General features: G+C 64.1%; 14 protein-coding genes. 4 read left to right on the top strand and 10 right to left on the bottom strand.

Annotation, left to right across the window (positions count from 1 at the left end; genetic code table 11):
- Positions 1-11: 11 nt before the first annotated feature.
- Together ACYP5B_RS31630 and ACYP5B_RS31625 are read right to left on the bottom strand one after the other, a co-directional pair.
- Complete coding sequence (locus ACYP5B_RS31630) at positions 12-983, bottom strand: ornithine cyclodeaminase family protein (protein WP_400093016.1); 972 nt, start codon at positions 981-983, stop codon at positions 12-14.
- Positions 973-1,614, bottom strand: coding sequence for a helix-turn-helix transcriptional regulator (locus tag ACYP5B_RS31625; protein WP_400093018.1), 642 nt, complete (start codon positions 1,612-1,614; stop codon positions 973-975). Before ACYP5B_RS31625 ends, ACYP5B_RS31630 begins: the two co-directional genes overlap by 11 nt.
- A gap of 300 nt (positions 1,615-1,914) precedes the next feature.
- Between ACYP5B_RS31625 and ACYP5B_RS31620 the strand changes: the two genes are divergently transcribed.
- Positions 1,915-3,288, top strand: a complete 1,374-nt coding sequence (locus tag ACYP5B_RS31620) for an esterase-like activity of phytase family protein (RefSeq protein WP_459572285.1) — start codon at positions 1,915-1,917, stop codon at positions 3,286-3,288.
- Between the two features lie 228 nt (positions 3,289-3,516).
- Here ACYP5B_RS31620 and ACYP5B_RS31615 read toward each other — a convergent pair whose 3' ends face one another.
- The 8 genes from ACYP5B_RS31615 to ACYP5B_RS31580 all read right to left on the bottom strand — a co-directional run bounded on the left by ACYP5B_RS31615 (position 3,517) and on the right by ACYP5B_RS31580 (position 11,687).
- Complete coding sequence (locus tag ACYP5B_RS31615) at positions 3,517-3,837, bottom strand: type II toxin-antitoxin system PemK/MazF family toxin (protein ID WP_318235876.1); 321 nt, start codon at positions 3,835-3,837, stop codon at positions 3,517-3,519.
- Positions 3,831-4,079 (bottom strand): AbrB/MazE/SpoVT family DNA-binding domain-containing protein, encoded by a 249-nt coding sequence (locus ACYP5B_RS31610; RefSeq protein ID WP_318235875.1) that lies wholly within the window; start codon positions 4,077-4,079, stop codon positions 3,831-3,833. The genes ACYP5B_RS31615 and ACYP5B_RS31610 overlap by 7 nt, the downstream gene beginning before the upstream one ends.
- 653 nt (positions 4,080-4,732) lie before the next feature.
- Complete coding sequence (locus ACYP5B_RS31605; RefSeq protein WP_267603127.1) at positions 4,733-5,446, bottom strand: ABC transporter ATP-binding protein; 714 nt, start codon at positions 5,444-5,446, stop codon at positions 4,733-4,735.
- Positions 5,446-6,219 carry an ABC transporter ATP-binding protein gene (locus tag ACYP5B_RS31600; protein WP_318235874.1) on the bottom strand — a complete coding sequence of 258 codons (774 nt, stop codon included), beginning with the start codon at positions 6,217-6,219 and terminating at the stop codon, positions 5,446-5,448. Before ACYP5B_RS31600 ends, ACYP5B_RS31605 begins: the two co-directional genes overlap by 1 nt.
- A complete protein-coding gene (locus ACYP5B_RS31595) occupies positions 6,216-7,529 on the bottom strand; it encodes a branched-chain amino acid ABC transporter permease (protein ID WP_318235873.1) in 1,314 nt (437 codons plus the stop codon). Before ACYP5B_RS31595 ends, ACYP5B_RS31600 begins: the two co-directional genes overlap by 4 nt.
- A 4-nt stretch (positions 7,530-7,533) precedes the next feature.
- Positions 7,534-8,481 (bottom strand): branched-chain amino acid ABC transporter permease, encoded by a 948-nt coding sequence (locus ACYP5B_RS31590; RefSeq protein WP_400093022.1) that lies wholly within the window; start codon positions 8,479-8,481, stop codon positions 7,534-7,536.
- A gap of 193 nt (positions 8,482-8,674) precedes the next feature.
- Complete coding sequence (locus ACYP5B_RS31585) at positions 8,675-9,913, bottom strand: branched-chain amino acid ABC transporter substrate-binding protein (RefSeq protein ID WP_400093024.1); 1,239 nt, start codon at positions 9,911-9,913, stop codon at positions 8,675-8,677.
- 148 nt (positions 9,914-10,061) lie between these two features.
- Positions 10,062-11,687 carry a 3-(methylthio)propionyl-CoA ligase gene (locus ACYP5B_RS31580; protein WP_459572284.1) on the bottom strand — a complete coding sequence of 542 codons (1,626 nt, stop codon included), beginning with the start codon at positions 11,685-11,687 and terminating at the stop codon, positions 10,062-10,064.
- 272 nt (positions 11,688-11,959) lie between these two features.
- Here ACYP5B_RS31580 and ACYP5B_RS31575 point away from each other — a divergent pair, with 272 nt between their 5' ends.
- The 3 genes from ACYP5B_RS31575 to ACYP5B_RS31565 form a co-directional block, all read left to right on the top strand.
- Entirely contained in the window at positions 11,960-13,651 is a 1,692-nt protein-coding gene (locus ACYP5B_RS31575; protein WP_459572283.1) for a protein adenylyltransferase SelO, read from the top strand.
- 128 nt (positions 13,652-13,779) lie between these two features.
- On the top strand, positions 13,780-14,226 hold the full coding sequence (gene msrB / locus ACYP5B_RS31570; RefSeq protein WP_267603142.1) for a peptide-methionine (R)-S-oxide reductase MsrB: 447 nt from the start codon (positions 13,780-13,782) through the stop codon (positions 14,224-14,226).
- 70 nt (positions 14,227-14,296) lie between these two features.
- Positions 14,297-14,799 (top strand): septation protein A (locus ACYP5B_RS31565; protein ID WP_459572282.1); only part of this gene is annotated, 503 nt, incomplete at its 3' end.

Below are 14,799 nucleotides of genomic sequence, written 5' to 3'. Positions count from 1 at the left end.
GAGTAAGAAGGCTACCAGGGCCAGTGAATGCTGGTGCCTGCTTGCGCGGCGGCGGCTCGCCGATGGAGCAGGCGAGCCACCGTCAGGTCCTGCAGCGCCAGGCCCGTCATATCGAAGACGGTAATGTCGGCATCGTGGCGGTCAACTTGCGCCTTGCCGGCCAGCACGTCGCCGATTTCCGTGCAAGGCGTATCCGGCGCCCACTGCGTTTCGCCGATCTGGCGGGCCTGGGCCCGGTCGTCGACAAACAGCCGCGCGCGCGCCAGCAGGCCGTCGGGCAACTCGCGCTTGCCGCGTGTGTCCGCGCCCACGCAGTTCAGGTGCGTTCCGGCCTGCACGGCTTGCAGGTCGAACAGCGCACCGCCGCCAGGCGTTGCGGTGATCACCACGTCGCTGCCCTCCACCGCCGCATTGCGATCGGCGGCATGGGAAATCTCGCAGCGCTTGGCAAAGGCGCGCTCGAACGCGGCGTCGGGCTGGCCCGTCACCGTAACGTATTGAACCTGCTTGAGCGAGGGCAGCAGCGCAAGGGCGAACGTCAACTGGATCCGCGCTTGCACGCCAGTGCCGAACAAGCACAGGCGCTCGCTGTCCTGGCGTGCCAGTAACTGAAGCCCCAGGCCGCCAGCGGCGCCGGTGCGCATCGTGGTGACGGCGTTGCCATCGATCATGCACACTGGCCGGCCGGTTGCCGGATCGATCAGCATGATCGTAGCCTGATGCGGCTCGCCGCCTACCTGGCGGTTGGCCGGCCAGAATCCGGCCGCCTTGAAACCCAGCAGGCCCTGCGACTGGACATCGCCGGACTTGATGCCGAACACGCCACCGGTCGCCAGCGGCTCCCGAACCAGCGGAAAGACACGGCCCTCGCCCTGGCTATGCAGGGCAAAGGCTTCGTTCACCGCCTCCAGTGCATCTGCCGGCTGCAGCAGTGACTCGACCTGGTTCTTGTCGAGCAGGAGCAAGCGCGCTTCACTTGGCATAGCTATACACCGTAGCCCGCGACACGCCGAGATGCAGCGCCACGATTTCCATGGCGCGGCGCACCTCCATGAATCCCGCCTCCTTGAGTTCGCGCAGCAACGCGCGCCTGTCTTCGGCCTTGAGGGATCGCGGTGTAGTGGCAAGGCGCGCGGCAAACTGGTCGATGCGGGCCCGAATGGCATCCGCGCCGGCCGGGTCGAGCGACTCCTTCATGGTCGCGCCCGCGTCCACGCTGCCGAACTGGCTCAGCACGTTTTGCAAGCTGCGGAACAACGTCAGGTCGACGTTCATGCACAGGGCGGCCACATAGCCCCCGGTCGAATCCTTGATGCCGATCGACGTGCTCTTGGCCTGCCGCCCGTCGGCGAACTGATTCGCATAGTTGGCGATCACCTGCGGATACTCGGGGTCGGCAATCCGGGCAAGCCCCAACTCGGTTGCGGGGTCTCCCACCTGGCGGCCCGACAGGTTGTTATGGATGGCGAGGATGGCGTGCTTAGGGTCCAGCAGATCGTGGACAACCACCTCGCAAAAGGGCGCGAAGGTCTCGCTCAATCCTTGGGCCACCTGCTTGAGTTGCTCGAGCAGCGCTTGCTGCTCGGGCGTGCGTTCTGGCGTGCGTTTTTTCATACGGACATATTATCCAGATATAGACAATTTGTCAATACAGCGAGTAACCGGGCGACAAGAAGGATCGCGGTTGCAGGAAATTTCTTGAGCGTCCCAACCTGAGACCGATGGCCCTGCCATAAAAGTTATCTACAAGTTACTTAGACCTGGCGCGATCCGACAATGCTGGCGATCAGGTTAGCGCGTGCGGCCGTTGTCAGATCGAGACACTTACCTGTCACGCGGCCGTCACGCCATCATCACGCCACCGTCATGTGGCCCATGCATCGTAGCGGTCTTTCGACACCATTCTTCTCCTACATGCGCATCCTCCCGTCCGCGACCGTCATTGCCGTTATCGCCGTCACCGCTGCGGCCTGGGCTTTACCCGTCGCGGCCCAGGCCATAGCCCCTGCCGCCTACCCCGCCACCCTCGCCGGCCACGCCATCCTGCCCGCGCAGAGCTATATCGCCGCGCCCAAGGATGCGCCGCAGGATCTGCAGGCAAGCGGCAAGTTCACCACCGGCGCGCGCGTGGAAAAGATCGGCGCGGTGGAAGGCCAGTCGAACAACCGGCCAACAGACGTATCGCTGCCCTTCAAGGGCCAGCCGCTGCAAGGCCATTCCGGCATCAAGCACATGGCGGACGGCAGCTTCTGGGTGCTGACCGACAACGGCGCCGGCAGCAAGGCCAATTCGCCGGACTTCATGCTCTACCTGAATCACTACAAGGTGGACTTCAAGAACGGCAAGCTCCATCGCCTGGGCACCGTGTTCCTGCACGATCCGGACAAGAAGGTGCCCTTCCGCATCGTTCACGAAGGCAGCAGGCAACGCTACCTGACCGGTTCGGACTTCGATACGGAGAGCTTCCAGTTCGCCGGCGGCGCGCTGTGGATCGGCGACGAGTTCGGGCCCTTCCTGATCAAGGCCGACCTGCAAGGCAAGGTGCTTGCCGTGTACGACACGCTGGTCGACGGCAAGGTTGTCCGCTCGCCCGACCATCCCGCCGTGACCACGCCGGGCGTGCCGGGCGGCGCGGTGGATTTCCAGGTCAAGCGCTCCAAGGGCTTCGAGGGCATGGCCTCGTCACCGGACGGCAGCAAGCTCTATGCCCTGCTGGAAGGCCCCGTGTGGAACGCCGAAGCCAAGGACTTTGAACGCATCGACGGCAAGGAAGCCCTGCGGGTGCTGGAGTTCGACACCCAGGCCGGCAAGTGGACGGGCCGCTCCTGGAAGTACCCGCTGGAAGCCAACGGCAACGCCATCGGCGACTTCAACATGATCGACGCCACCACCGGCCTCATCATCGAGCGCGACAACGGCGAAGGCACGGCCGACAAGGCCTGCCCCGAAGGCCAGAAGCGCAACGACTGCTTCTCGGACATCGCGAAGTTCAAGCGCATCTACAAGATCGAGCTGACCGACGCCAACGCGGGCGGCCCGGTCCGCAAGATCGGCTACATCGACCTACTCAATATCGCCGACCCCGACAAGCTGGCCCGCAAGCCGCTGAACGACGGCGTGCTCAAGTTCCCGTTCTTCACCATCGAGAACGTGGATGTGGTGGACCCGACCCACATCGTGGTCGGCAACGATAACAACCTGCCTTTTTCCAGCAGCCGCGAGCCGAACAAAGCGGACGACAACGAGCTGGTCCTGCTCGAGGTCGGTGAGTTCCTGAAGGCACGTTGAGCCTGGCTGGCGCGGCGCGCCTTGCGCCGCGCTCGTCCCTGTGCTGCTTCCGTCCGGGGCTTGGCGTTTGGGCGCTCTCGTCAACTCCGTGGGACTCTGCTCGGAGATTGCGCCGTGGCCGCTGCCGATCGCAACTAGTCAGTACACATACCAAGCACTGCTCCAGCAGTAGGCTTCCCATCGTGAGTATGGCGCGGTGCTCGAGGCGGAGACGCGTCCCTTTTCCCGTTATTCCGCAAAAACTTCCTGCAAGGTGCGCAGGGTGCTCAACAACGTTTTATCGGCCACCACACCGGCTTTCTTGACCAGGCGCACTTTGTCCACCGTGCGAATCTGGTCGAGCAAAATCAACCCACTCTTCTTCATGAAGGTGATCGGAACGCGGAACGGCGCAGGCTGCCCCTTCGTTGTCATCGGCGCGACGATGACCGTGCGCAGATGGTCGTGCAACTCGGGCGGTGACACGACCACGCAGGGACGCGTTTTCTGAATCTCGCTACCCAAGGTCGGGTCCAACGCGACCAGCCATATTTCACCGCGCGCTACCACACGAGCTCCGCATCACCCGCGTTGGAGAATTCGCCCATCACCAGCGCGTCATCGCCGGCTGCAGCGACATCCTTGCTGGCTTCAGCCCAACCCGCACGAGCCTTCCTTTGCGCACGCCGAATGACCAACGTGTCATCCTCAACTTCCATGTCCACTTCACCCTCCAAACCGAGCTGAGCAAGGATCGGCTTGGGGATCAATACACCCTGCGAATTACCCATCCTGCGAATCATCGTTCTCATAGCATCACCGTAAGCACAATGTTATACCGTCCAATGCTGAATGGCAACACAATGTTATTACATCCTGGCTCAATCATCTAATATCACCGAAAGCATCGCCCACAACTGCCATCGCCTCCCGCCGCTCCTGTGGCAAGCGCACATCCGCAATGACGCGCTGCGCCGTCTGCATCTAGCCGCGCAGAGCGGCGAGACGCTGTTCTACCTCATGCGGCCCCAGGCTTCTCAAAAGCGCATACCGGCAAGTGTACTTATCGGCATATTAGTGGTGGTGGGGGGGGCCGAAAAAGCTGTGTCCATGGGCGCAACGGGCAGATCCGCATGCGCAACTACTACAGGCACGATCCCCGCGACGCGAAAGGGGAAGCCCGAAACGCGCGGGTCAATGAACCCCATCCATGGCTAAGTCGGCATCTGCAAACGCGCGCAGCATGGATTGATGTTGGCGATTCGCCGGAACCCTTGCGCAGGTCATATTGCGCAGTACGCGCTGGAGATCGCCCATGAGGCCGACGTGACCAAGATGGTAAAAACGGTTTTTCAAACGCGCCAGGACCCACCAGCCTGGAGGAAGAGAAAGCCGGTGCCTCGCACACCAGAGATACCGCCTGCTGGGCGTGGACGGCATCCCCCCCGGCCCTTGCCACCTGCCCCTACACCTCCAGCCACTCCTTGCGAATAGCCGCATTGGCCTTCAGATCCCCCGGCGTGCCTTCGAACACGATATGCCCGTGCCCCATCACATAGACCCGCTGGGAAATATCCAGCGCGATGGCCAGCTTCTGCTCGATCAGCAACACCGACACGCCACGCTCCTTCAGGACCTTCAGGTAATCGCCCACCAGCGTGACGATCATCGGGGCCAGCCCTTCGGTAGGCTCGTCGATCAGCACCAGGTCGGGGTCGCCCATCAGGGTGCGGCACAGCGTGAGCATCTGCTGCTCACCGCCGGAGAGCACGCCGGCGGCGGTGTTCTCACGCTCCTTCAGGCGCGGGAACATGTTGTACATGTCCTGCACCGTCCAGCGGGGCTTGGACTGGCGCGGATTGCGCTTCTCGCCAAGTTGCAGGTTCTGGCGCACCGTGAGCGTAGGGAAGATATCCCGGTTCTCCGGCACGTAGCCCACGCCCAGGTGGGCGATCTCGAAGGTGCGCCGCCCGAGGATCTCCTCGTCGCGAAAGCGCACCGAGCCCTCAGCCTTGACCATGCCAAGGATGGCCTTGGCCATGGTCGAGCGCCCCACCCCGTTGCGGCCCAGCAGCGCGACGATCTCGCCTTCGCCGATATGCGCATCGACGCCGTGGAGGATATGGCTCTTGCCGTAGTAGGCGTGCAGGCCCTGCACGTCCAGCATGCGCTTGCCCATCAGTGCGCTCCCTCAGTAGCAGGTTCGTCCAGGGTCGTGCCCAGGTAGGCTTCCTTGACCTTGCGGTTGGCGCGGATGGCTTCGGGCGTGTCGGTGGCGATGACCTCGCCGTAGACCAGCACCGAGATGCGGTCGGCCAGCCCGAACACCACGCTCATATCGTGCTCCACCATCACCAGGGTCTTGCCCACGGTGACGCGACGGATCAACTCCACCGCATGGTCGGACTCAGAACGGCTCATGCCGGCCGTGGGCTCGTCCAGCAGGATCACCTCGGCGCCGCCGGCAATGGTGATGCCGATCTCCAGCGCGCGCTGCTCCGCATAGGTCAGCAGGCTGGCCTGGGTGTTGCGGCGGTGCTGCAGGCCGATCAGTTCCAGCACTTCGTCAGCCCGCTCGCGCGCGTCGCGCAGCTCCGAGAGACGATGCCAGAACGAATACTTGTAGCCCAATGACCAGAGCACGGCGCAGCGCAGGTTCTCGAACACCGACAGGCGGTGAAAGATATTGGTGATCTGGAAGCTGCGCGACAGCCCCATGCGGTTGATCACGAAGGGCTGCAGCCCGCCTATCTGCTGGCCATTGAGCTTGACCGTGCCCGAGCTGGGCGCAAAGCGGCCAGAGATCAGGTTGAAGGTGGTCGACTTGCCGGCGCCGTTGGGGCCGATCAGCGCATGCCGCTCACCCTTGGGGATGGTCAGGTTGACGCCCCGGATGATCTCGGTCTGGCCGAATTTCTTGCGTACGTCGTTCAGTTCCAGTGCGGCGCTCATGCCGTGCCTCCCGCCATTTCGGCCTGTACCTTGTCCCACGTGGCGCGTACCCGCGTGCGGGCAGCGCGGCAAGCCAGCAGGCCAGCCACCCACAACGCTGCCGCCACCAGCCACGGTGCCACGGTGCCGGCGTCGAAGCCGATGCGCAGCAACGACATCTCGGTGCCGTTGGCGCTATCCACCTGCACCTTGTAGACCAGTTCCACGGTGAGGATCACCGCCGCCAGCAGCACCAGCCCGGCGGCCGCAGCGATGCCGTAGTCGGGCAGCATGCGGCGCAGCTTGCCGCGCGCGAGCAGCGGCACCTGCATCATCAGCAGGCTGGCGATGCCGCCGGGCACGAACATGACCATCAGCACAAAGAACAGGCCAAGGTACAGCAGCCAGGCCTTGGTCAGGTCCGACAGTGCCACTGCGAACAGGATGAAGACCACGGCGCCGATCACCGGGCCGAAGAACACGCCCGCACCGCCGATGAAGGCCGCCAGCAGCACCCCCCCGGAGCGCACCGCACTGACGTTCTCGGCCGACACGATCTCGAAATTGATGGCCGACAGCGCCCCCGAGATGCCGGCGAAGAACGCCGACAGGATCAGCACCAGGTAGCGCACGCGCTGCGTGTTGTAGCCGATGAATTCCACCCGCTCCGGGTTGTCGCGCACCGCGTTGGCGATGCGCCCAAGCGGCGTCTGGGTCCAGGCGTACATGGCCGCCATGGACAGCAGGCACCACACCGCGATCAGGTAATACACCTGGCGGCCGGGGCCGTAGGTGATGCCGAACACGGGGTCTCCCACCATGCGGTTGGTGGAGATGCCGCCCTCGCCGCCGAAGAAATCCGGGAACATCAGCGAGCTGGCAAATACCATTTCCCCGATGCCCATGGTGATCATGGCGAAGGTGGTGCCGGACTTCTTGGTGGTGACGTAGCCGAACAGCACACCGAAGAAGGCGCCGGCCAGGCCGCCAACCACCGGCAGCAGCGAGACCGGCAGCCATACCTTGCCCGCGCCAACCATATTGAGCACGTGGATGGCGATGAAGGCGCCCAGGCCCGCGTACACCGCATGGCCGAACGACAGCATGCCGGTCTGCCCAAGCAGCATGTTGTAGGACAGCGCGAAGATAATCATGATGCCCATCTGCGACATCAGCGTGATGGCGAAGCCGCCGGTGAAAAACAGCGGCATCACCAGCATCAGGGCGGCGGTCAGGCCCCAGATCGCCCAGCGTGCCAGGTTCATCGGGCGGTAGCGCATGGTGCGGCCCGTCACGACCGCCTCGCGGCGTTGTTGCATTGTCGTCTCCATGCTGTCAGCCCTCCCGGGTACCCATCAGACCACGCGGGCGGAAAATCAGCATCACCACCAGCAACAAATACGGCAGTACCGGGGCAACCTGCGCCACCGTGAGCTTCCATAGCGAAGACAGCGGCGTGCTGTCGGTAATCTGCAGGCCGATTGAGCCCAGCAAGCCAGCCAGCGAGGCGTCGAGCGTGACGGCAAAGGTTTGCAGCACGCCGATCAGCAGCGAGGCAATGAAGGCCCCCACCAAAGACCCCATGCCGCCCACCACCGCCACCACGAAGATGATCGACCCCACCGCTGCCGCCATCGACGGCTCGGTAATAAAGGCATTGCCGCCGATCACGCCGGCCAGCCCCGCCAGCGCGGCGCCACCGCCAAAGACCATCATGAACACGCGCGGCACATTGTGGCCAAGCGCTTCGACCATCTCGGGATGCGTCAGCGCCGCCTGGATCACCAGCCCGATGCGGGTGCGGGTGAGCACCAGGTAGATCGCCACCAGCATGGCCAGCGACACCAGCATCATGAAGGCGCGGTACTTGGGGAACGACGAGGTGAATACGGTAAACAGCGGCCCGTCCAGTTCGGCCGGGATGCGGTAGGGTACGGCGGCCAGGCCCCATACCAGCTTCACGCCTTCCTCGATCAGGTAGGCCAGGCCAAAGGTGAACAGCAACTCGGCCACATGCCCGAACTTGTGCACGGTGCGCAATCCGAAGCGCTCGACCAGCGCCCCGGCGCCGGCCACCAGCAGCGGCGCGAAGATCAGCGCGGGCCAGAAGCCGATCTTGCTGGCGATGGTGTAGGCAAAGTACGCGCCCAGCATGTAGAAGCTTGCGTGCGCGAAGTTCAGCACGCCCATCATGCTGAAAATCAACGTAAGCCCGGAAGAGAGCATGAACAACAGCAGCCCGTAGCTGATGCCATTCAACAGGGAAATGACGAAGAATTCCACAACATATCCTTCATTCTGACGCCGGCCAGCCACCTGGCTGCCGGCAGCCGGCCGGTCTGGAAACGGTTGCACGCGGGTGCAAACGGGTGTGCGCCGCCCACCCGGGGCCGCAAGCGCTGCCCCGGGCCGACCGAAGTATGCAGGATCGGGCGGCGCGCCGGAACCCGACGCGCCGCCCGCCAAGCGCGCAGGCTTAGCCCGGGCGCTTCATCTGGCAGGAAGTCGGCTGCGCTGCCACGTACTGGTCCATCAGCGCATCGGTCTTCCAGCCAAAGCCGGTGTTTTCCTGGTCGAACTTGACCTCCTTGCCATCAACCTTGGTCCAGGTGGCCACCACCAGCGATTGCTGGGCCTGGTGATCCGAGCCGCGCATCTCCACGGTGCCATTCAGGCTTTCGGCCTTGATGCCTTCGAGCGCCTTGGCCACCTTGACCGGATCCGTCGACTTGATGTCCGTGAACGCCTTGCCCAGCATGGCGATGCCGGTGTACGCGGCCATCACGTAGAAGTCATCGTTGTACTTCTTCTTGAAGCCTTCGATGACGTCGCCGCCCTTGAAGCCCTTGTTGTTGGGGTTGTAGTAGCCGACGTACTTGACATGCCCGGCTTCCGACGGCCCCATGGCGGTGGGCACGCCAGTGGTGGCGGCGTAGTAGGTGTAGTAGTTGGTGCCCAGGCCCGCGTCCTTGCCGGCCTTGATCAGCAGCGCGAGGTCGCTGCCCCAGTTACCGGTGATGACGGTATCTGCGCCGGAGGCCTTGATCTTGGCCGCATACGGGGCAAAGTCCTTGACCTGTGCCAGCGGATGCAGGTCTTCGCCGACGATCTGGATGTCCGGACGCTTGCGCTTGAGGTAGTCCTTGGCGGCGCGCGCCACCTGGTGGCCGAACGAGTAGTTCTGGTTGATCAGGTAAACCTTTTTGACGTTGGGATCCTTGGCCAGGAAGGTGGTCAGGGCTTCCATCTTCATGTCGGAGTTGGCGTCGAGCCGGAAATGCCAATAGTTGCACTTGCTGTTGGTCATGTCCGGGTCCACCGCGGCGTAGTTCAGGTAGACGATTTCCTTGCCCGGATTGCGCTCATTGTGCTTGGCCACCGCGTCTTCCAGCGCCATGCCCACGGAGGAGCCGTTGCCTTGCACGATATAGCGGATGCCCTGGTCCACCGCCTGCTTGAGGATGGTCAGGCTTTCCTGTGGCGAGAGCTTGTTGTCGAAGCCAACCACTTCAAACTTGTTGCCACCGCCCCAGTTCTTCTGGTTGGCGATGTCCGCCACATACTGCCAGCTCTTGAGCTGGTTCTGCCCCACCGGCGCCATCAGCCCGGACAGCGGGTCGATAAAGGCAATCTTCACCGTATCGGCAGCCGCGACCCCGGAACCCATTGCCGCGAAAATGGCCGTGGCGGCCACGAGCGGACGCAATCTGATCATGCTTGTCTCCTTCGGTTTTATTGTTGGCTGTTGTTGATCCCGGTTCGCGGCGGCGCTCTCTCCCACGACCTCGCGCGCCGCGAACCTGTCCTGCAATCGCCGGCATCGAAGGCCGGCAAGCATTGGCGGCTCTATGGCCGCCTTGGGGTCAGGCCGCCGGCAGGCGGTAGTCCTTGAACTGCTCGCGCAGCTTGAGTTTCTGCATCTTGCCGGTAGCGGTGAGCGGAATCTCGGTGACAAAGACGACGTCGTCGGGGATCCACCATTTGGCGACCTTGCCTTCGAAGTACTTCAGCAGTTCCTCGCGCGTCACCTCGGCCCCCGGCTTCTTCATCACGACCAGCAGCGGGCGCTCGTCCCACTTGGGGTGATAGCAGGAAATGCAGGCCGCCATGTGCACCGCCGGGTGGGCGGCCGCGACGTTCTCGATATCGATCGAGGAGATCCACTCGCCGCCGGACTTGATCACGTCCTTGCTGCGATCGGTGATCTGCATATAGCCGTCGGGGTCGATGGTGGCCACGTCGCCCGTGGGGAACCAGCCATCCACCAGCGGCGACGCGTCGTTGCGGTAGTAGTGCTCGATCACCCAGGGACCGCGTACATGCAGGTCGCCAAACGCCTTGCCATCCCAGGGCAGCTCGTTGTCGTCGCCGTCGACGATCTTCATGTCCACGCCGTAGATCACGCGGCCCTGCTTTTCCTGGATCTTCTGCTGCTCGTCTTCCGGCAGGTCGTTGTGGCGCGCCAGCAGCTTGCAGGAGGTGCCCAGCGGGGACATCTCCGTCATGCCCCAGGCGTGGATGGTCTCCACGCCGAGCGCCTTGAGCGCGCGGATCATGGCGGGCGGCGCGGCCGAGCCACCGATCACGGTGCGATGGAAGGTGGAGAACTTGAGATTGTTGGCCTGCACATACTGCAGCAGGCCCAGCCATACGGTGGGCACGCCGGCCGAGAAGGTCACCTTCTCCTGCTCGAACAGTTCGTAGACCGAGGCGCCGTCGAGCTTGGCGCCCGGCAGCACCAGCTTGGCGCCCACCAGCGGCACCGAGTACGGCAGGCCCCAGGCATTGACGTGGAACATCGGCACCACGGGCAGGATCACGTCACGGGCCGAGCAGCCCAGCGCGTCCGGCAGCGCCGATGCGTAGGAATGCAGCACGGTGGAGCGATGCGAATACAGCGCGCCCTTGGGGTTGCCGGTGGTGCCGGAGGTGTAGCACAGGCTGGAAGCCGTGTTCTCGTCGAACTGCGGCCACGTGTAGTTGCCGTCCTGCGCGTCGATCAGGTCCTCGTAGCACAGCAGCGCAACTTTGGCGTTGGCCGGCACGTGCGAGCGGTCGCTCATCATCACCCAGCCCTTCACGCCCGGGCAATGCGCCGCCACGCCTTCCACCAGCGGCAGGAAGGTGGCATCGAAGAACACGTACTGGTCTTCGGCGTGGTTGATGATGTAGGCGACCTGCTCGGGAAACAGGCGCGGGTTGACGGTATGGCATACAGCTCCCGAGCCCGATACGCCGTAGTAGATCTCCAGGTGACGATAGCCATTCCAGGCCAGCGTGCCGACACGGTCGCCCGACTGCACGCCCAGCGCGGCGATGGCCTGGGCCAGCTTGCGCGAGCGCAGCTCGCAGTCGCGGTAGGTATAGCGGTGCAGATCGCCTTCGGTCCGTCGCGAGACGATTTCCGTGCCGCCATAGTGGCGTGCGGCGTGCTTGATGATGGAGGAAATGAGCAGGGGTTCGCTCATCATTTGACCCATCAATGCCATGGAATAGTCTCCTGTGATTTCTCGGAATCCGTCAAAAAAACGAACAACCGTTCTATTTTTGGGCCGATTGTTCCCATACTTTGATGAAGCGTCAACGGGAATCCGTTGTGCGCCGCCATATCCGGCATGCCGGGTGGCTGCACATCTGCCCCATGCCGGTGCGCTGGGGGCAGGATTCAAGGTCAGTCTGGAAACATTGCGGTGACAATAGCGGTCAGAGATGCGAGTGACGGCGTGGAAGTACAATAACGCCTGCCATGTTGCACCTCAACATGTCGTTTTCCCTAGCCTGCAAGCGCACTTGCGGGAAATTCGACGAGCCGGCGCTGCACCGCCCAGCTACCCAAAGTGATGCCCCTGTGAATTCTCCCGAGCTAACCAACCTTCCCCAAGCCTTGCCTGAGGCCGCCCTCTCCGCCCCGCTGGACACTGCCGAACCGCGGCCGCCGTTCACGAGCGTGCCGGGCTTTGCAGAGTTGGGCCCGCGCTTCTTTACACGGCTCGCGCCGACGCCGCTACCCTCCCCCAGGCTGGTCAGCGTGTCGGCCTCCGCCGCCGGTTTGCTCGGCTGGGATGCGGATGCCGCAACGCAGCGTAGCTTCATCGAAACTTTTGCAGGAAATCACGTGCCCGAGTGGGCCGACCCCCTCGCCAACGTGTACTCGGGCCATCAGTTCGGGGTCTGGGCGGGCCAGTTGGGCGACGGCCGGGCGATTCGCCTGGCCGAGGCGCGCACCGCCTCCGGCCCCTGGGAAATCCAGCTCAAGGGCGCCGGCATGACGCCCTACTCGCGCATGGCCGATGGCCGCGCCGTGCTGCGCTCCTCGATCCGCGAATACCTGTGCTCCGAGGCGATGCAAGCCCTGGGCGTGCCCACCACCCGCGCCATGTGCATCATCGGCTCCGACGCCCCGGTGCGCCGCGAAACCATCGAGACCGCCTCCGTGGTGACGCGCCTGGCGCCGTCCTTTATCCGCTTCGGCCATTTCGAGCATTTCGCGGCCCGCGAGGACGTCGGCGCACTGCGCCAGCTGGCGGATTTCGTGATCGACCGCTTCATGCCCGAGTGCCGCGAGGACAAAGAGCCCTACCAGGCGCTGCTGCGTGAAGTCTCGCTGCGCACCGCCGACCTGATGGCCAAGTGGCAGGCCGTGGGCTTCTGCCATGGCGTGATGAACACCGACAATATGTCGATCCTCGGCCTGACCATCGACTATGGCCCCTTTGGCTTCCTCGATGCGTTCGACGCCAACCACATCTGCAACCATTCCGATTCGCAAGGCCGCTACGCCTACAGCCAGCAGCCGCAGGTTGCGTTCTGGAACCTGCACTGCCTGGCCCAGGCGCTGATGCCGCTGTGGCGCGAGGGCGATGGCAAGGCCGATGCCGAAGCCGAAGCCAACAAAGCGGCCACCGACGCCGCGGTGCAAGCCGCGCGCGCCGCGCTGGATCCGTTCCGCGAGCGCTATGCCGCGGCCTTCTTCCAGCAATACCGGGACAAGCTCGGCCTGCGCCCGACGGGCGGCCCCGATGCCGACGACGAGCCGCTGCTGACCGACCTGTTCCAGCTGCTGCACGCCCAGCGCGTGGACTACACCTTGTTTTGGCGCAACCTCGCCCGCATCTCCTCTGCCGATGGCAGCCAGGATGCCCCGGTGCGCGACCTGTTCCTGGACCGCGCGGCGTGGGACGCCTGGGCCGAAGGCTACCGCGCCCGCCTGCGTGCCGAGAACTCTGTCGACGCCGCGCGCGCCGTGGCCATGCTGGCGGTCAACCCCAAGTACGTGCTGCGCAACCACCTGGCCGAGACCGCTATCCAGCGTGCGCGCGAGAACGACTTCAGCGAAGTGGACCGCCTGCTGGCCGTGCTGTCGCGCCCGTTCGACGAGCAGCCGGAGGCCGAAAGCTATGCCGCGCTGCCGCCGGACTGGGCAGCCGGGCTGGAAGTGAGCTGCTCGTCATGAAGGCGCAGCGGCAATGTAAGGTTTGACAGGGCAGATACGACCAACTGGCCTTGGGTGACGAAAAGCGGGCTGCGCAACAAGCTGTGCGCCTGCCGAGTCTCCCGGCCAACGAGAAAGGAAAGCCGAATATGACCACGCACAAGACCGAAGCCGAGTGGCGCGAGCAACTCTCCGACATCGAGTACCGCGTTGCCCGCGAAGCCGCCACCGAGCGGCCCTTCACCGGGCGCTACTGGGATCACTGGGAGCGCGGCACCTACCGCTGTGTCGGCTGCGGCACGCCGCTGTTCGAAGCCAGCACCAAGTTCGACGCCGGTTGCGGCTGGCCGAGCTACTTCCGCCCGATCAACGGCGAGGTGATCGACGAGCACACCGACCGCACGCACGGCATGGTCCGGGTGGAAGTCCGCTGCAAGGAATGCGGCAGCCATCTTGGCCACGTTTTCGAAGATGGGCCCGCGCCCACCGGTTTGCGCTACTGCATCAACTCGGCTGCGCTAAAATTCGACGAGCGCGACCCCGCCGACCTCAATGCGGGTGACGCCGCGCCGACATCGCCCGACACGCCGCGCTAAGCCCGAACCGCCCGCGCGGCGGTTCGCCGCCAACCCAGCCCTCGACCTTGCGTCGCTCTATCCTGTCCGCATGAAATTCCTGTTCGACCTGTTTCCGGTCATCCTGTTCTTCGTCGCCTTCAAGTTCGCGGGCATCTATGCCGCCACCGGAGTGGCGATCGCCGCCACGGTCGTGCAGATCGGCTGGGTCTGGCTGCGCCACCGCAAGGTCGAGCCGATGCAGTGGGTCAGCCTGGTGATCATCTCCGTGTTTGGCGGCGCCACGCTGCTGCTGCACAACGAGACCTTCATCAAGTGGAAGCCCACCGTGCTGTACTGGCTCTTCGCCGCCACGCTGACGCTGTCGGCACTGATCTGGCGCAAGAACCTGATCCGCGCCATGCTGGGCAAGCAGGTCACCATGCCGGAAGCCGCCTGGGGCAAGCTCAACGCCGCCTGGGCCGCTTTCTTCGCCGTGATGGGCGTGGTCAACCTCTACGTGGCCTACCAGTTCTCCACCGACGCCTGGGTCAACTTCAAGCTGTTCGGCAGCATGGGCCTGATGCTGGTGTTCATCCTGGCGCAAAGCGTCTG

The sequence above is a fragment of the Cupriavidus sp. 8B genome (genome assembly GCF_054589115.1).
Note: the sequence above shows the minus strand (reverse complement) of the source record. Positions and strands in the feature narration are given on the sequence as shown.